The organism is Streptomyces sp. NPDC048623 (assembly GCF_040650755.1).
Lineage (GTDB): Bacteria > Actinomycetota > Actinomycetes > Streptomycetales > Streptomycetaceae > Streptomyces.
Genome location: NZ_JBEZHV010000002.1, coordinates 296132 through 312165, shown reverse-complemented (window position 1 = coordinate 312165; position 16034 = coordinate 296132). Strand labels below are relative to the sequence as shown.

Sequence of the window (16034 nt, the reverse complement as noted above, 5' to 3'; positions counted from 1 at the left end):
GCGCGCGTCCGACCGGGCATGGTTGGATGCGAACAAGAGGGTGTAGCGACCGGCAGGCGGGAATCGTGAGGATCTTCGGGAAGGTACGGCATCGGCCCTCCGCCTCGTGGCGGCAGGCCACCGACCGCGCGTTCACGCTGATCGGCGACGGCCGGTACGAGGACGCGGGCGCGCTGCTCACGCGCGCGGCCGATCTGGAGCCGTGGCTCTCCGAGTCCTGGTTCAACCTGGCCCTGCTGCACAAGTTCCGGCACGACTGGGAGCAGGCCCGCGCCGCCGGCCTGCGGGCCGTCGCCCTGCTCGACAAGGAGTCCGGCGCCCCCGACTGGTGGAACGTCGGCATCGCCGCCACCGCCCTCCAGGACTGGCCGCTGGCCCGCCGCGCCTGGCAGGCCTACGGACTGAGGGTGCCCGGGGCCGCCGCCGGCACCGGCGAGCCGGCCGGCATGGAGCTGGGCAGCGCGGCCGTGCGGCTCTCCCCGGAGGGCGAGGCCGAGGTCGTGTGGGGCCGCCGCCTCGACCCGGCCCGGATCGAGGTCCTGTCCATCCCGCTGCCCTCGTCGGGGCGGCGCTGGGGCGAGGTCGTCCTGCACGACGGCGTGCCCAACGGCGAGCGCACCACCAGCGCCGGCCCCTCCTACCCCGTCTTCGACGAGATCGAGCTGTGGGCGCCCTCGCCGGTCCCCACCTGGGTGGTCCTCCTGGAGGCCGCGACCGAGGCCGACCGCGACGCCCTGGAGCAGCTGGCCGCCGACGCGGGCTTCGCCGCTGAGGACTGGTCGTCCTCCGTACGGCTGCTCTGCCGCGCCTGCTCCGAGTCGACCATGCCCAGCGCCGAGGGCGAGGGCGAGCACCTCGACCCGCACGACCACAGCGAGCCCGGCCACCCCGGCCCACTGGGCCACCGCTCACCCGGCGAGCTGTGGGTGCCCGAGCGCGAGTGCGGCATCGCCGCCCCCGCGGGCCTGGTCCGCGGGCTGCTCGACGGCTGGGTGGCGGACAGCCCGGACAGCCGGGAATGGCGTGATCTGGAAGAAGTCTGCTGACCGCTGCCCGTAGGCTGTACCCCGCATCTATGACGGATCCCTCGGATCTCAGGAAGAAGGCGTACGGCGGACATGTCGCAGCAGGGCACTGAGCAGGAGCAGACGGGCGTGTACGCCGTGGACGACGAGGGCTTCATCGTCGACACCGAGGACGCGGAGGAGCGCGAGACCGCCCACCGCGAGCGCGGCACCTCGCGGCCCATCACGGTCGTCGGCAACCCCGTGCTCCACCGGGAGTGCAAGGACGTCACCGAGTTCGACGACGAGCTGGCCACGCTCATCGACGACATGTTCACCAGCCAGCGCACGGCCGAGGGCGTCGGCCTCGCCGCCAACCAGATCGGCGTGGACCTCAAGGTCTTCGTCTACGACTGCATGGACGACGAGGGCAAGCGCCACGTCGGCCACGTCATCAACCCGGTCCTCGTCGACCTGCCGGCCGACCAGCGCCACCTCGACGACTCCAACGAGGGCTGCCTGTCCGTCCCCACCGCGTACGCCGAGCTCGCCCGCCCGGACTACGCCGAGGTCACCGGCCAGGACCTGAAGGGCAACCCGATCAAGGTCCGCGGCACCGGCTACTTCGCCCGCTGCCTCCAGCACGAGACGGACCACCTCTACGGCTTCCTCTACATCGACAAGCTGTCGAAGCGGGACCGCAAGGACGCCCTGCGCCAGATGGAAGAGGGCACCCCGCGCTACGAGATCGTCCCCAACGCCTGACCCCTGCCCCTGCGCGCACCCACGGCGCGGTGGACGGCCCAGCCGACCGCCGCGCCGATCGCGTACCAGAACAGGTCCGGCCCATTGAACGTCGTCCCGAGCACGAGCCGCGCGAGCGCACTGCGCGCGGCAAGCTCCGCCGGCACCCCGGTCAGCTGGAACAGCTCCACGCCGCAGCTGACCCCGAGCGCGACCCCCGCCGCCACGCCCGGCCGCACCCGGGGCGCGACAGACACCACCACGGTCAGGACCAGGATCGTGTAGAGCGCGTCCCCCGCGTACTTGGCGACCACGCCCGACGCCGCGGACCTGATCCCCAGGCCCGCGGCGACGGTGAGCAGTGCGGCACAGCACGCCACCAGCCGCGTGCGCAGGAACATCCTCATGACTCTCCGAGCGCGAACGACGCCCGTTCCTGCCACTTCGTGCCGTCGTGGACGATGAGTTCGACCGACGAGACGCGGGAGGTGAACGGGAGCCTGTCGGCGAGATCGGCCTCGATCTCCTCCAGGACGGCGTCTTCCTGACCTTGAGCGACGGTCAGGTGCGGGATGATCTCGGCGAATCGGCCGCCGTACGGCGGAGCCTCGGGCCAACGATCGGCGATCGCCTCCGTGAGCTGCCGCAACGGCGTGCCGGGCTCGGGGACGAGATGGAGCACTCCCGGCAACCGTCCGCATCGCTCGAACCGCAGGTCGAATGCCCGATGGCGGCCCAGTACGTCCGCGAGCGCGGAGTGGACGAGCCCGTCTATTCGGCTCTCGTCGAGGAACGGAAAGAGCACGGTGACGTGGGCCGGAACCCCGGCCCGGGCCGAGGGGTCGAACCGCTCACGCCACCCGCGCACGGATGCTTCCGCTTCCGGGACCCGGACGATGAGTCCCGTCTGGCCCGCCTGGAACCCACTGGTGTTGTCGTCTGCCATGACACCGCATGGTGTCAGCTCCGATGCCACCGTGGGCCGCCCCCGGCACGCAGTCGGGGGCAGCCCACGTCGACACAGCTGTCGGAGCAGCGGTCAGAAGTCCTCGTCCAGGTCCACCGAGCCCTCGACCGCCACCTGGTAGGCGGAGGGACGGCGCTCGAAGAAGTTGGTCAGTTCCTGAACGCCCTGGAGCTCCATGAAGGAGAACGGGTTCTCCGAGCCGTACACCGGGGCGAAGCCGAGGCGGGTGAGGCGCTGGTCGGCGACGCACTGGAGGTACTCGCGCATCGACTCCGTGTTCATGCCCGGCAGGCCGTCGCCGCACAGGTCGCGGCCGAACTGGAGCTCCGCCTCGACGGCCTCCTTCAGCATCTCCGTGACCTGCTGCTGCAGCGCGTCGTCGAAGAGCTCCGGCTCCTCCTTGCGGACGGTGTCCACGACCTCGAAGGCGAAGCTCATGTGCATCGTCTCGTCGCGGAAGACCCAGTTGGTGCCCGTCGCCAGGCCGTGCAGCAGGCCGCGGCTGCGGAACCAGTAGACGTACGCGAAGGCGCCGTAGAAGAACAGGCCCTCGATGCACGCGGCGAAGCAGATCAGGTTGAGCAGGAAGCGGCGGCGGTCGGCGGCCGTCTCCAGGCGGTCGATCTTCTCGACAGAGTCCATCCACTTGAAGCAGAACTGCGCCTTCTCGCGGATGGAGGGGATGTTCTCGACGGCCGCGAAGGCCGCCGCCCGGTCGTCCGGGTCGGGGAGGTAGGTGTCGAGCAGCGTCAGATAGAACTGGACGTGCACGGCCTCCTCGAAGAGCTGGCGCGAGAGATAGAGCCGCGCCTCCGGGGAGTTGATGTGCTTGTAGAGGGTGAGCACCAGGTTGTTGGCCACGATCGAGTCGCCGGTCGCGAAGAAGGCGACGAGGCGGCCGATCATGTGCTGCTCGCCCGGGGACAGCTTGGCGAGGTCGGCGACGTCCGAGTGGAGGTCGACCTCCTCCACGGTCCAGGTGTTCTTGATCGCGTCGCGGTAGCGCTCGTAGAAGTCCGGGTAGCGCATCGGACGCAGGGTCAGTTCGAAGCCCGGGTCGAGCAGGTTGTGGTTGCGGCTGGGGGTCGTCACTGGCAGGCCTCGCAGGACTCGGGGTTTTCGAGGGAGCAGGCGACGGCGTCCGCGTCGGGCGTGGCCTGCTGCACGGGGATCGTGGTGGCCTGGGCGGCGCGGGCGATCCGGGTCGCCGGGCGCGAGCGCAGGTAGTACGTGGTCTTCAGGCCCTGCTTCCAGGCGTACGCGTACATCGACGACAGCTTGCCGATGGTCGGCGTCTCCATGAAGAGGTTCAGGGACTGCGACTGGTCGAGGAAGGGGGTGCGGGCGGCGGCCATGTCGATCAGGCCGCGCTGCGGGATCTCCCAGGCCGTGCGGTACAGCTCGCGCACCTCGGCCGGCACCCAGCCGAAGCCCTGCACCGAGCCGTTGGACTCCCGCAGCGCCTCGCGGGTCTGCGCGTCCCACACGCCGAGCCGCTTCAGCTCGTCCACCAGGTACGAGTTGACCTGGAGGAACTCGCCGGACAGCGTCTCGCGCTTGAACAGGTTGGACACCTGCGGCTCGATGCACTCGTAGACACCGGCGATCGAGGCGATCGTCGCGGTCGGGGCGATGGCGAGGAGGAGGGAGTTGCGCAGGCCGGTCGACGCGATCCGCTCGCGCAGCGCGGCCCAGCGCTCCGGCCAGGTCAGCTCGACGTCGTAGTGGTCGGGGTGCAGCACCCCGCGCGCGGTGCGGGTCTTCTCCCAGGCGGGGAGCGGGCCGTTGCGCTCGGCGAGGTCGGCGGAGGCCTCGTACGCGGCGAGCATGATCCGCTCGGCGATCCGGGTGGACAGGGCGCGGGCGGCGGGGGAGTCGAAGGGCAGCTTCAGCTGGAAGAAGACGTCCTGGAGGCCCATCGCGCCCAGGCCCACCGGGCGCCACTTGGCGTTGGAGCGGCCGGCCTGCTCGGTCGGGTAGAAGTTGATGTCGACGACCCGGTCGAGGAAGGTCACGGCGGTGCGCACGGTCGCGTCGAGCCGCGCCCAGTCCATCTCCCCGTCCACCACGAAGGCGCCGAGGTTGACCGAGCCGAGGTTGCAGACCGCGGTCTCGCCGTCGTCGGTGACCTCGATGATCTCGGTGCACAGGTTCGAGGAGTGCACGACCGCGCCGGGCTCGGCGGTCTGGTTGGCGGTCCGGTTGGAGGCGTCCTTGAAGGTCATCCAGCCGTTGCCGGTCTGCGCGAGGGTGCGCATCATGCGCCCGTACAGGTCGCGGGCCGGCATGGTCTTGCGGGCCAGGCCCGCCGCCTCGGCCTTGCGGTACGCGGCGTCGAACTCCTCGCCGTACAGGTCGACCAGCTCGGGCACGTCGGCCGGCGAGAACAGCGACCACTCGGCGTCCGCGTTGACCCGGCGCATGAACTCGTCCGGGATCCAGTGCGCCAGGTTGAGGTTGTGCGTACGGCGGGCGTCCTCGCCGGTGTTGTCGCGGAGCTCCAGGAACTCCTCGATGTCCGCGTGCCAGGTCTCCAGGTAGACCGCGGCGGCGCCCTTGCGGCGGCCGCCCTGGTTCACGGCGGCGACGGACGCGTCGAGGGTCTTGAGGAAGGGGACGATGCCGTTGGAGTGCCCGTTGGTGCCGCGGATCAGCGAACCGCGGGCGCGGATGCGGGAGTAGGCGAGGCCGATGCCGCCGGCGTGCTTGGAGAGGCGCGCGACCTGGTGGTAGCGGTCGTAGATGGAGTCCAGCTCGTCGAGCGGGGAGTCGAGCAGGTAGCAGGACGACATCTGCGGGTGGCGGGTGCCGGAGTTGAAGAGCGTGGGGGAGGAGGGCAGGTAGTCGAGCCGGCTCATCAGCCCGTACAGCGCCGTCACCTCGTCGAGCGCGCGGACCGAGTCGTCCTCGGCGAGACCGGCCGCGACGCGCAGCATGAAGTGCTGGGGGGTCTCGACGACCTTGCGGGTGATCGGGTGGCGGAGCAGGTAGCGCGAGTAGAGGGTGCGCAGGCCGAAGTAGCCGAAGCGGTCGTCGGCGGCCGGGTCGATCGCCGCGTCCAGGCGGTCGGCGTGCAGCGCGACGAACTCGGCGGTGCGGTCGGCGATCAGGCCCTCGCGGTGCCCGACGGCGACGGAGGCGGAGAAGGAGACCGCGCCCTGGCCGGCCGCCTCCTCGGCGACGGTACGGGTGAGCAGGCGGGCGGCGAGCCGGGAGTACGCCGGGTCCTCGGCGATCAGACCGGCGGCGGCCTCGGTGGCCAGCTCGCGCAGCTCCGCCTCGTCCGAGCCGGGGTGCCGGCCGCGCAGCGCGGCGGCGGCGACCCGGCCGGGGTCGGTGTCCGGGAGGTCGGCGGTGAGATCGGTCAGGGTCCGCAGCAGTGTGGTGCCGGGGCCGTCGGTCTCGACCGCGGAAGCCTCGGCCGAAGCCGGATCGGCGGGCGCGATGGTCACGTGGGGGCTCTCCCTCGCTCGGCTCGGGGCCAGGACGGGAGGCGGGAAACGGGCGCCGTACGCACGGCGGCGCCGCGTCCACCGGCCCACTCCGCGAGGCCCGGACGTCTGTGGCACCCGGAACGGACGGTCCGGGCGCGCTGTCGGCAGGTCCTCGGACTCACGTCGTACGGAAACGCACTTGGTACACCGTTGCGGGACAGTTCCGGATTTGCACCGGATTCCCCTGCGACGACAGCGAGGATGAGCATACATGTGGGGGGCGCTCCTCGGAGCACCCCCCACATGTTGTGTGTCGTCAGCTAGCGTGCAACTCCAGGCAGTAGCAGAGCAGCGTGAATTCCGGCTGGTCGGGGATGGGGCTCCAGTCCCGTTCCGGGGTGCGGTGGAAGCCGAGCCGCTCGTAGATCCGGTGTGCGGTGCGCATCTCGGGCTGGGTGGACAGGACGATCCTCTCGCAGCCGGGGACGGCCCGGGCGCGTTCGACGCAGGCCCGGACGAGCGCCTCGCCGACGCCGCGGCCGCGGGCCGCGCGGTCGACGGCCAGCATCCGGATCTCGGTCTCGCCCTCGGTGGCGCGGTCGCCCATCACGCCGGGGGCCGGGACGAAGGTCACGCCGCCGAGGACGGTGCCGTCCGCGTCCACGGCGGCCAGCACCTCGGCGACCTCGGCCCGTCCGGCCACGTTCCGCAGATGCCCGTAGTACCAGTCGTCCTCGCCGTGGAGGAGGAACCCGTCGTCGAGGTAGGCCCGTCCGGTGAGTTCGCCGAGGGTCTCGTACTCCTGCGGCCGTACCGCTCTGATCATGAAGTCCATGCCCGGCAGTCTGCCCCCGGTACGGCTCCGCCCGCCCCCGGGTTTCCGGAGGCGGGCGGAGCGTACGGAGGGACTGGTGCGATCAGTGGTCGGCGGCGCCGACCTTCGGCAGCTCGGTGACGACGCCCGCGTCACCCGCGTCGGCCGTGTAGTCCGCCGGCGAGGTCTCGTCCACGCCGTCCGGGGCCTTGACGGCCTTCAGGACGAAGGTGAGGACCACGGTGACGAGCACGTTGAGGACGAAGGCGGTGAGGGCGATGTAGCCCATCTCGCCGATGCCCGGGATCTCGGCGGCGGAGCCGCCGAAGTGCTTCTGGGTCGGGCTCGCGACGCCGTACGCGGCGACCGTCCCGTACACCATGCCGACCGCCCAGCCGGCGAGCAGCGCCCAGCGGTGCATCCAGCGGGTGAACAGACCGCCGACCAGGGCCGGGAAGGTCTGCAGGATCCAGATGCCGCCGAGCAGCTGGAAGTTGATCGCGACGGTCTTGTCCATGGTGAGGACGAAGATCAGCGCGCCGACCTTCACCAGGAGCGAGACCAGCTTGGAGACCTTGGTCTCCTGCTTGGGGGTCGCGTCGGGCTTGATGAAGTCCTTGTAGATGTTGCGGGTGAAGAGGTTGGCGGCGGCGATCGACATGATCGCGGCCGGGACGAGGGCGCCGATGCCGATGGCGGCGAAGGCCACGCCCGCGAACCAGTCCGGGAACATGTTCTCGAAGAGCTGCGGGATGGCGAGCTGGCCGTTGGTCACCTTCACGCCGGCCGCGATCGCCATGAAGCCGAGCAGCGCGAGCAGACCCAGCATCAGCGAGTACAGCGGCAGGATCGTGGTGTTGCGGCGGATCACCTCGCGGCTCTTGGAGGACAGCGTCGCGGTGATCGAGTGCGGGTACATGAACAGCGCGAGCGCCGAGCCGAGCGCCAGCGTCGCGTACGTCCACTGGCCCGTCTCGCCGGGCACCAGCGCGCCCTTGGGCTTGCCGGTGGCCGGGTTGACCGTGGCGAAGGCCTCGCTCGCCCTGCCGAAGATCTCGTCGAAGCCGCCCAGCTTGATCGGGATGTAGATGATCGCCACCGCGATGACGAGGTAGATGAGCGTGTCCTTGACGAAGGCGATGAGCGCCGGGGCCCGCAGACCGGACGAGTAGGTGTACGCGGCGAGCACGCCGAAGGCGATGAGCAGCGGCAGGTCCTTGACGAACCAGTGGGTGCTCTCGCCGCCGCCGACGCCCATCACGTCCAGGACGGCCTGGATGCCGACCAGTTGGAGCGCGATGTACGGCATGGTGGCGAGGATGCCGGTGATCGCGACCGCCAGGGACAGGCCCTTGGAGCCGAAGCGCCCGCGGACGAAGTCCGAGGTCGTCACGTATCCGTGCCTGTGCGACACCGACCAGAGGCGGGGCAGGAAGGTGAAGATCAGCGGATAGACCAGGATCGTGTACGGCACGGCGAAGAAGCCCGAGGCGCCCGCCGCGTAGATCGCCGCCGGGACGGCGACGAAGGTGTACGCGGTGTAGAGGTCGCCGCCCAGCAGGAACCAGGTGATCCAGGTGCCGAACGAGCGTCCGCCCAGGCCCCATTCGTCGAGGCTGTGCTCGTTCTCGGCCCGGCGCCACTTGGCGGCCAGGAAGCCCATGACCGTGACGGCCAGGAAGAAGAAGACGAAGACGCCGAGCGCGACGCCGTTCACGCCGTCCTTCATCGCGACGCACCCCCCTTGCGGGCGCGCTGGTCACGCTGCCACAGCTTGTAGGCCAGCATGGTGAGCGCGGTCGAGATGAGCACCCACAGCATCTGGTACCAGTAGAAGAACGGGACGCCGATGAAGGTGGGTTCCACCTTCGCGTACGAGCTCACCCACAACATCGCGACGAACGGCGCGAAGAGGCAGAGCGCGATCACCACCCTGATCGGGGTGATGACCGGTTGTTTCCCTTGTGATGCTTGTGTCGCTTGTGACATGGCGATCTCGTCCCATCGCTGCTGACCTGGCAAGTGCCGAGGAAATCTAGGGGACCGATCGGGTTCTCGGAACCCCCGTGCGTATCACGGATCACTTCCCCGGACGGTTCACCTGAATTCCGCGCGCGCTCATGCCGAACGGCCGCACCCCCGCCGGGGGTACGGCCGTTCGGCGAAACCGGATCCGTCGTGTCAGCCGTTGGGGCGCTGGAGCCGGGCCACGAACTTGTAGCGGTCGCCGCGGTAGACCGAGCGCACCCACTCGACCGGCTCGCCGTTGGCGTCGAGCGAGTGGCGGGAGAGCATCAGCATCGGCAGGCCCACGTCCGTACCGAGCAGGCCGGCCTCGCGCGGGGTGGCGAGCGAGGTCTCGATGGTCTCCTCGGCCTCGGCGAGGTGCACGTCGTACACCTCGGCGAGCGCGGTGTAGAGCGAGGTGTACTTGACCAGCGAACGCCGCAGCGCGGGGAAGCGCTTGGCGGACAGATGGGTGGTCTCGATGGCCATCGGCTCGCCGCTGGCCAGGCGCAGGCGCTCGATGCGCAGCACCCGTCCGCCGGCGGTGATGTCGAGCAGCCCGGCGAGGGTGTCGTCGGCGGTGACATAGCCGATGTCGAGGAGCTGCGAGGTCGGCTCCAGGCCCTGCGCCCGCATGTCCTCGGTGTACGAGGTGAGCTGGAGGGCCTGGGAGACCTTGGGCTTGGCCACGAAGGTGCCCTTGCCCTGGATGCGCTCCAGGCGGCCCTCGACGACCAGCTCCTGGAGGGCCTGGCGGACCGTCGTGCGCGAGGTGTCGAACTCCGCGGCGAGCGTCCGCTCGGGCGGCACCGGCGTGCCGGGTGCCTGGGTCTCGGTCATGTCGAGCAGGTGCCGCTTGAGGCGGTAGTACTTGGGCACGCGCGCGGTGCGGGTGGCGATCCCGCTGTCTGTCTCGGTGTTTCCCGCGTCCGTGGCCATGGCCTGCCTCTCCGACTCCTGTGCTGCTGCCGTCACCGGCTCCTCCGTCTGTCGCGGCTCACATGGTGGCACGGACCGGTCACGGGTCGTCGCCCTCCCTCAGGTGTCGGTCCGGTAACGGACCCGACTGCCCTTCTTATACACCCTTGACACCCCTAAAGGTCTAGGCCAAGCTCCCGGTACTGGTCTACACCATTTAAGGCCAGGTCCCAGCCCCACAGCATTACTCGACGTATGACTCGTCGTAAGTCTTCGCGTCTTCGCGCGGTGGGAGGGGGGAGCAGGCATCCCTGAGGAGGGTGGCGTGAAGCGCAAGCTCATCGCGGCGATCGGCGTCGCGGGCATGATGGTCTCTATCGCTGCGTGCGGTTCCGGCAGCGATGACAAGGGTGGGGCGAACGCCGGCGGCGACGCCAAGGAGCTCACCGTCTGGCTGACGGTCGACGCTCAGAACAACTGGCCCGAGCTGGTCAAGGCCGCCGACGACGCGGTCACCAAGAAGCACCCGGGCATCAAGATCAACCACGAGTACTACGGCTGGCCGGACAAGAACACCAAGCTCGACGCGGTGCTCGCGACCGACAAGGCCCCGGACGTTGTCGAGATGGGCAACTCCGAGATGATCAGCTACATGGCCAAGGGCGCCTTCGCCGAGGTCGACCCGTCGAAGTTCGAGAACTCCGACAAGTGGCTGGACGCCCTCAAGGACTCCGTCACCTACAACGGCAAGACCTACGGCGTCCCCTACTACGCCGGTGGCCGCGTCGGCACCTGGCGCAAGGACATCGCCGCCGAGGCGGGCGTCAAGGCCGCCCCGAAGACCTGGGCCGAGCTGACCGCCGCGCTCGACGCCATCCAGAAGAAGAAGGGCGACAAGTTCAGCGCCTGGTACCAGCCGTCGCCGGACTGGTACGCCGCGATGTCCTTCGTCTACGAGCAGGGCGGCTCCATCGCCAAGCAGGAAGGCGAGACCTGGAAGGCGAACCTGTCCTCGCCGGAGTCCATCAAGGGCCTCACCGAGTACAAGAACATCGTCGACAAGTACATGCACGGCGACAAGACGAAGGACGAGTCCGACCGTCCCGTCGTCTTCGGCCAGGGCAAGTCCGCGACGATCTTCGCTGCCGGCTGGGAGGGCGCCACCTCCGCCACCCCGGAGAACGACAAGGTCGGCGGGCTGACGGACAAGCTCGAGAACTTCGTCATGCCCGGCCCGACCGGCAAGAACCTCCCCGTCTTCCTCGGCGGTTCGGACCTCGCCGTCCCGGTCAAGTCCAAGGCGCAGGGCGTCGCGGCCGAGTGGATCAACGCCTTCACCGGCGCCGAGGGCCAGAAGGGCCTCGTCGCCAAGGGCAACCTGCCGAACAACAAGACGGACCTCGCCCCGCTGAAGAGCGCCCCGGCCACCACGGTCGCGGCCACCGCGGCCGAGTCCAGCTGGTTCGTCCCGACCGCCCCCGGCTGGGGCCAGGTCGAGAAGGCCCAGACCCTCAAGACGATGCTCATCGAGATCGCCAACGGCAAGAAGTCGGTCGAGCAGGCGGCCAAGGACGCCGACGCCGCGATCGACAAGGTCATCAACACCAAGTGACCTGACGTGCAGGGCCCCGTCGGCCTGGCGAGTGAACCGAAGGGGCGCGCGGGTGTCGAAAGGGAGAACGCGCGGAGGGTCGCGAGGAACGAGCGACCCGAGCACGATCGACCGTCGACGCACGCTGAGAGCGCCCCGGAGGAGAACCGAGCCTCAAAGGGCGTGACGGGGCCCTGCCGCCCGTACCAGGAGAGGGATCGCTGAGGAGCACGGGATGAGTGCCGCAGACACAACCACCGCGAAGGTGCCGCCGGCGCGGCAATCGCCACCATCCGGCTCCACGGCCGGTACGCCCGCCCCACGCGGCGGGAAGTCCAGGAGCGGGGCCGGGGTCCCCTGGCTGCTGCTCGCGCCATGCCTGCTCGTGCTGCTCCTGGTGCTGGGCTATCCGCTGGTCCGCCTGGTCACCCTCTCGTTCCAGCACTTCGGCCAGCCGCAGCTGTGGGGGTTCCAGGAAGCCGAGTCGGCCGGCCTCGAGAACTTCACCAAGATCCTCGGTGACGGCGAGTTCTGGGCCGTCGTCCTGCGCACCGTGATCTTCGCGGCCGGCGCCGTGATCGTCACCATGGTGCTCGGCATGCTGATCGCCCTGCTCCTCCAGCGCGTCTCGGGCTGGGTCAAGGTGCTGATCAACATCGTGCTCGTGGCGAGCTGGGGCATGCCCATCATCGTCGCCACCGCCATCTTCAAGTGGCTCTTCGACGCCGACTACGGCGTCCTCAACTGGCTGCTCAGCCGCCTGCCCGGCGTCGACATGATCGGCCACAACTGGTTCGCCAGCGGCCCCGAGGGCCTGGCCGTGATCATGCTCCTGGTGGTCTGGGGCGCCGTGCCCTTCGTGGTCATCACCCTGACCGCGGGCCTCACCCAGGTGCCCAAGGAGCTCGAAGAGGCCGCGCGCCTCGACGGCGCCGGCGCCTGGGGGGTGTTCCGCTACGTCACCCTGCCCATCCTCAAGCCCGTCATCGTCATGCTGACGACGCTCTCGGTGATCTGGGACATGGGTGTCTTCCCGCAGGTCTACGTGATGCGCAACGGGCACCCCGAGGCGGAGTTCCAGTTGCTGACCACGTACTCCTTCGACCGCGCGTTCGTCGTCAACGACTACGGCACCGGCTCGGCCATCGCGCTCGTCACGGTGCTGCTGCTGCTCGGCGTGGTCGCGGTGTACATGCGCCAGATGCTCAAGATCGGAGATGTGGAGTGAGCGCCACCGAGGCACCCGCCATCACCCAGGCACCCGCCATCACCCGCCGCCCGCGCAAGCCCCGCAAGTCCAAGCTCGGCTGGAACCTGCTCGGCCTGCTCGTCTTCGTCACGGCCGGCTTCCCGGTCTACTGGATGCTCAACACGGCCTTCAAGCCGGCCAAGGACGCGATCGACCCCGATCCGCACTTCTTCCCGAGCACCTTCACGCTGGAGAACTTCAAGCGCGCCCTGGACATCGCGGACTTCTGGGGCCCGGTCGTCCGCAGCCTCGTCGTGTCGACCGTCGTCGTCGTCATCGGCATCGCGGTCGGCCTGCTCGCCGCCCTCGCCATCTCCCGGTTCGCCTTCCGCGGCCGCAAGATCGTCATCGTCGGCATCCTCGCCGTCCAGATGGTCCCGCTCGTCGCGATGATCATCCCGGTCTTCCTGCTGCTCAACGACCTCGGGCAGTACGACAAGCTCAGCGGCCTGATCATCACCTACCTGACCTTCATCCTGCCCTTCACGGTGTGGACGCTGCGCGGCTTCATCGTCAACATCCCCAAGGAGCTGGAGGAGGCCGCCCAGGTCGACGGCTGCACCCCGACCGGGGCCTTCCTCCGGGTCGTCTTCCCGCTGCTCGCCCCGGGCATGGTCGCCACCTCCGTCTACGGCTTCATCCAGGCGTGGAACGAGTACCTGTACGCGCTGATGCTGATGAGCCAGCAGAACCAGACGGCCACCGTCTGGCTGTCCAACTTCATCACCAAGAACGGCACCGAGTACGCGCCGATGATGGCCGGCTCGACCATGATGGCCGTCCCCATCGTGGTGCTCTTCCTCCTTGTCCAGCGCAAGATGGCCGCGGGTCTCACCGCCGGCGCGGTGAAGGGATAACGGCGCCCCATGACCACGCTCGCAACCGGTTCCGACACCCTGACCCGGGACGCGCTCACCGTCCTCCAGCCGGGCTTCGTCGGCACCACCGCCCCCGACTGGCTGCTCCGCCGGATCGGCGAGGGACTGTCCTCGGTCGGCCTCTTCGGCCGGAACATCGTCGCTCCCGAACAGCTGGCGGCGCTCACCGCCCGGCTGCGCGCCGAGCGCCCGGACGTCCTGGTCGCCATCGACGAGGAGGGCGGCGACGTCACCCGCCTCGAGGTGCAGCAGGGCTCGTCCTTCCCCGGCAACTACGCCCTCGGCACCGTCGACGACGTCGAGCTCACCCGGGCCGTGGCCCGCGAGCTCGGCCGCCGGCTCGCCGAGTGCGGGGTCGACCTCAACTGGGCCCCGTCGGCCGACGTCAACTCCAACGCCGACAACCCGGTCATCGGGGTGCGCTCCTTCGGCGCCGACCCCGACCTGGTCGCCCGGCACACCGTGGCCTATGTCGACGGCCTCCAGGCCGTGGGCGTCGCCGCCTGCACCAAGCACTTCCCGGGACACGGCGACACCAGTGTGGACTCGCACGACGCGATGCCCCGGATCGATGTGGACCTCGCCACACTGCACGCCCGTGAGCTGGCACCTTTCCGCGCGGCCATCGCCGCGGGTTCCAAAGCGGTGATGAGCGCGCATATCCTGCTTCCCGCGCTCGACCCCGAGCGGCCGGCCACCCTGAGCCCGCGGATCCTCACCGGACTGCTGCGCCGGGAGCTGGGCTTCGAGGGGCTGATCGTCACCGACGGGATGGAGATGCAGGCCATCGCGTCGACGTACGGCATCGAGCGCGGATCCGTCCTCGCGATCGCCGCGGGCGCCGACGCCATCTGCGTCGGCGGCGGGCTGGCCGACGAGGACACCGTACTGCGGCTGCGCGACGCGCTGCTTGACGCGGTACGGGCCGGTGAACTGCCCGAGGAGCGGCTGGCCGACGCCGCGGCGCGCGTGCGCGCCCTGGCGGCCTGGACCCAGGCGCACCGGGCCAGGGGGGCTGTATCGGGGCCGGGCGCGGCGTCACAGGAGGGGACCGCGCCCGGCACCGAGGTCGGACTCGTCGCGGCCCGCCGGGCCCTGCGGCTGACCGTGGGGGAGCGGCCCTTCGAGCCGCTGACCGAGGCGCCGTACGTGGCCTCCTTCAACCCGGTCGCGAACTTCGCGGTCGGCGACGAGACGCCCTGGGGCGTCGGGGCCGAGCTGGAGAGCCTGCTGCCGGGCACCACGACCGGCTGGTACGGCGAGGAGGCCTCGGCCGCCGCCGTGCTCGCCGCCGCCGGGGAGCGGCGCGTGGTCGCCGTGGTCCGCGACGCCCACCGGCACCCGTGGATGGCCGGCACCCTGGACGCCCTGCTCGCGGCCCGCCCGGACACCGTCGTGGTGGAGATGGGCCTGAACGAGTCGGTGCCCCGCGGCGCCCTGCACATCGCCACCCACGGCGCCGCCCGCGTCTGCGGCCGCGCCGCGGCGGAGGTCATCGCGGGCGTCTGAATCGCGGGAGTCCGAGGGGTACGAGGAGGGGCCCGGCACCTGGATCAGGTGCCGGGCCCCTTCCCGTACGGCTGCGTGGGGTGGCTGGGTGCCCTAGATGCCCTGCCAGGTGGGCTTGTTCGCGTAGGTGTGGCGGAAGTAGTCCGCGAGCTTCAGCTTGGAGGCGGCGGCCTCGTCCACGACCACGGTCGCGTGCGGGTGCAGCTGGAGCGCGGAGGCCGGTACGAGCGCCGCGACCGGGCCCTCGACGGTCTGCGCCACGGCCTCGGCCTTGCCCTCGCCGGTGGCCAGCAGCACCAGGTGGCGGGCCTCCAGGATGGTCCCGATGCCCTGGGTGATCACGTGGTGCGGCACCTGGTCGATGTCGTTGTCGAAGAAGCGCGCGTTGTCGATCCGGGTCTGCTCGGTGAGCGTCTTGATCCGGGTGCGGGAGGCGAGCGACGAGCAGGGCTCGTTGAAGCCGATGTGCCCGTCGGTGCCGATGCCCAGGATCTGGAGGTCGACGCCGCCGGCCTCGACGAGCGCCCGGTCGTAGGCCTCGCAGGCGGCCTGGACGTCCTCGGCCGAGCCGTCGGGGCCCATGAAGGAGTCGGCGGAGAGCCCGAGCGGCTCGACGACCTGGCGGAGCACGGTCGCCCGGTACGACTCGGGGTGCCCGGTGGGCAGGCCCACGTACTCGTCCAGCTGGGCGACCCGCGCCCGGGACACGTCGACGGAGCCGGCCCGGACCTTGGCGGTCAGGGCGTCGTAGATGGGCAGCGGGGTCGAGCCGGTGGCCACGCCGAGCAGCGCGTCGGGCTTGCGGCGCAGGAGGCCGGCTATGCCGTCCGCGATGAGCTCGCCGCCCGCCGTGGCGTCCTTGACGATGACAACTTCCACGCTGTGCCTGCCGATCTGAGTTCGGGCCTGAAGAAGAGCC

Annotated in this window: 15 protein-coding genes and 1 riboswitch; of the genes, 6 read left to right on the top strand and 9 right to left on the bottom strand. The window is 70.2% G+C overall.

Annotated features, from left to right (window positions below; genetic code table 11):
* The first annotated feature begins 65 nt into the window (after positions 1-65).
* Both AB0C73_RS04455 and def read left to right on the top strand, forming a co-directional pair.
* Positions 66-1046 carry a hypothetical protein gene (locus AB0C73_RS04455; protein ID WP_362524429.1) on the top strand — a complete coding sequence of 327 codons (981 nt, stop codon included), beginning with the start codon at positions 66-68 and terminating at the stop codon, positions 1044-1046.
* 72 nt (positions 1047-1118) lie between these two features.
* The gene (def, locus tag AB0C73_RS04450; RefSeq protein WP_362524428.1) at positions 1119-1769 is read left to right on the top strand and encodes a peptide deformylase; all 651 of its coding nucleotides are present in this window, start codon (positions 1119-1121) and stop codon (positions 1767-1769) included.
* Here def and AB0C73_RS04445 read toward each other — a convergent pair.
* From AB0C73_RS04445 to AB0C73_RS04410, 8 genes are all read right to left on the bottom strand, one after another.
* Positions 1745-2155 carry a DUF2809 domain-containing protein gene (locus AB0C73_RS04445; protein ID WP_362524426.1) on the bottom strand — a complete coding sequence of 137 codons (411 nt, stop codon included), beginning with the start codon at positions 2153-2155 and terminating at the stop codon, positions 1745-1747. The genes def and AB0C73_RS04445 overlap by 25 nt on opposite strands.
* Complete coding sequence (locus AB0C73_RS04440; protein WP_362524424.1) at positions 2152-2694, bottom strand: 2'-5' RNA ligase family protein; 543 nt, start codon at positions 2692-2694, stop codon at positions 2152-2154. Before AB0C73_RS04440 ends, AB0C73_RS04445 begins: the two co-directional genes overlap by 4 nt.
* Before the next feature lie 93 nt (positions 2695-2787).
* Positions 2788-3807 carry a ribonucleotide-diphosphate reductase subunit beta gene (locus AB0C73_RS04435; RefSeq protein WP_362524421.1) on the bottom strand — a complete coding sequence of 340 codons (1020 nt, stop codon included), beginning with the start codon at positions 3805-3807 and terminating at the stop codon, positions 2788-2790.
* Complete coding sequence (locus AB0C73_RS04430; RefSeq protein ID WP_362524418.1) at positions 3804-6167, bottom strand: ribonucleoside-diphosphate reductase subunit alpha; 2364 nt, start codon at positions 6165-6167, stop codon at positions 3804-3806. The genes AB0C73_RS04435 and AB0C73_RS04430 overlap by 4 nt, the downstream gene beginning before the upstream one ends.
* Before the next feature lie 127 nt (positions 6168-6294).
* A riboswitch (cobalamin riboswitch) is annotated at positions 6295-6464 on the bottom strand.
* Between the two features lies 1 nt (position 6465).
* On the bottom strand, positions 6466-6984 hold the full coding sequence (locus tag AB0C73_RS04425; RefSeq protein ID WP_362524415.1) for a GNAT family N-acetyltransferase: 519 nt from the start codon (positions 6982-6984) through the stop codon (positions 6466-6468).
* 82 nt (positions 6985-7066) lie between these two features.
* Positions 7067-8692 (bottom strand): monocarboxylate uptake permease MctP, encoded by a 1626-nt coding sequence (gene mctP / locus AB0C73_RS04420; RefSeq protein WP_362524412.1) that lies wholly within the window; start codon positions 8690-8692, stop codon positions 7067-7069.
* Positions 8689-8952 carry a DUF3311 domain-containing protein gene (locus tag AB0C73_RS04415; protein ID WP_362524733.1) on the bottom strand — a complete coding sequence of 88 codons (264 nt, stop codon included), beginning with the start codon at positions 8950-8952 and terminating at the stop codon, positions 8689-8691. The genes mctP and AB0C73_RS04415 overlap by 4 nt, the downstream gene beginning before the upstream one ends.
* 192 nt (positions 8953-9144) lie before the next feature.
* Complete coding sequence (locus AB0C73_RS04410) at positions 9145-9909, bottom strand: GntR family transcriptional regulator (RefSeq protein ID WP_362524731.1); 765 nt, start codon at positions 9907-9909, stop codon at positions 9145-9147.
* Positions 9910-10213: 304 nt separating this feature from the next.
* Here AB0C73_RS04410 and AB0C73_RS04405 point away from each other — a divergent pair, with 304 nt between their 5' ends.
* From AB0C73_RS04405 to AB0C73_RS04390, 4 genes are all read left to right on the top strand, one after another.
* Positions 10214-11500: an extracellular solute-binding protein gene (locus tag AB0C73_RS04405; protein ID WP_362524409.1), complete on the top strand. Its 1287-nt coding sequence runs from the start codon at positions 10214-10216 to the stop codon at positions 11498-11500.
* 214 nt (positions 11501-11714) lie between these two features.
* Complete coding sequence (locus AB0C73_RS04400; RefSeq protein ID WP_362524407.1) at positions 11715-12707, top strand: sugar ABC transporter permease; 993 nt, start codon at positions 11715-11717, stop codon at positions 12705-12707.
* 38 nt (positions 12708-12745) lie between these two features.
* Positions 12746-13585, top strand: coding sequence for a carbohydrate ABC transporter permease (locus tag AB0C73_RS04395; RefSeq protein WP_362524729.1), 840 nt, complete (start codon positions 12746-12748; stop codon positions 13583-13585).
* Between the two features lie 9 nt (positions 13586-13594).
* A complete protein-coding gene (locus AB0C73_RS04390) occupies positions 13595-15115 on the top strand; it encodes a glycoside hydrolase family 3 N-terminal domain-containing protein (RefSeq protein WP_362524405.1) in 1521 nt (506 codons plus the stop codon).
* Between the two features lie 93 nt (positions 15116-15208).
* Here the strand turns inward: AB0C73_RS04390 and nagB are convergent, their stop codons facing one another.
* The gene (gene nagB, locus AB0C73_RS04385; RefSeq protein ID WP_362524403.1) at positions 15209-15994 is read right to left on the bottom strand and encodes a glucosamine-6-phosphate deaminase; all 786 of its coding nucleotides are present in this window, start codon (positions 15992-15994) and stop codon (positions 15209-15211) included.
* Positions 15995-16034: the final 40 nt, after the last annotated feature.

Excerpts from the sequence above, each read along its gene's own strand:
- def (WP_362524428.1), top strand. The coding sequence starts at position 1,119 with ATGTCGCAGCAGGGCACTGAGCAGGAGCAGACGGGCGTGTACGCCGTG.
- AB0C73_RS04445 (WP_362524426.1), bottom strand. The coding sequence starts at position 2,155 with ATGAGGATGTTCCTGCGCACGCGGCTGGTGGCGTGCTGTGCCGCACTG.
- AB0C73_RS04440 (WP_362524424.1), bottom strand. The coding sequence starts at position 2,694 with ATGGCAGACGACAACACCAGTGGGTTCCAGGCGGGCCAGACGGGACTC.
- AB0C73_RS04425 (WP_362524415.1), bottom strand. The coding sequence starts at position 6,984 with ATGGACTTCATGATCAGAGCGGTACGGCCGCAGGAGTACGAGACCCTC.
- mctP (WP_362524412.1), bottom strand. The coding sequence starts at position 8,692 with ATGAAGGACGGCGTGAACGGCGTCGCGCTCGGCGTCTTCGTCTTCTTC.
- AB0C73_RS04415 (WP_362524733.1), bottom strand. The coding sequence starts at position 8,952 with ATGTCACAAGCGACACAAGCATCACAAGGGAAACAACCGGTCATCACC.
- AB0C73_RS04410 (WP_362524731.1), bottom strand. The coding sequence starts at position 9,909 with ATGGCCACGGACGCGGGAAACACCGAGACAGACAGCGGGATCGCCACC.
- AB0C73_RS04400 (WP_362524407.1), top strand. The coding sequence starts at position 11,715 with ATGAGTGCCGCAGACACAACCACCGCGAAGGTGCCGCCGGCGCGGCAA.
- AB0C73_RS04390 (WP_362524405.1), top strand. The coding sequence starts at position 13,595 with ATGACCACGCTCGCAACCGGTTCCGACACCCTGACCCGGGACGCGCTC.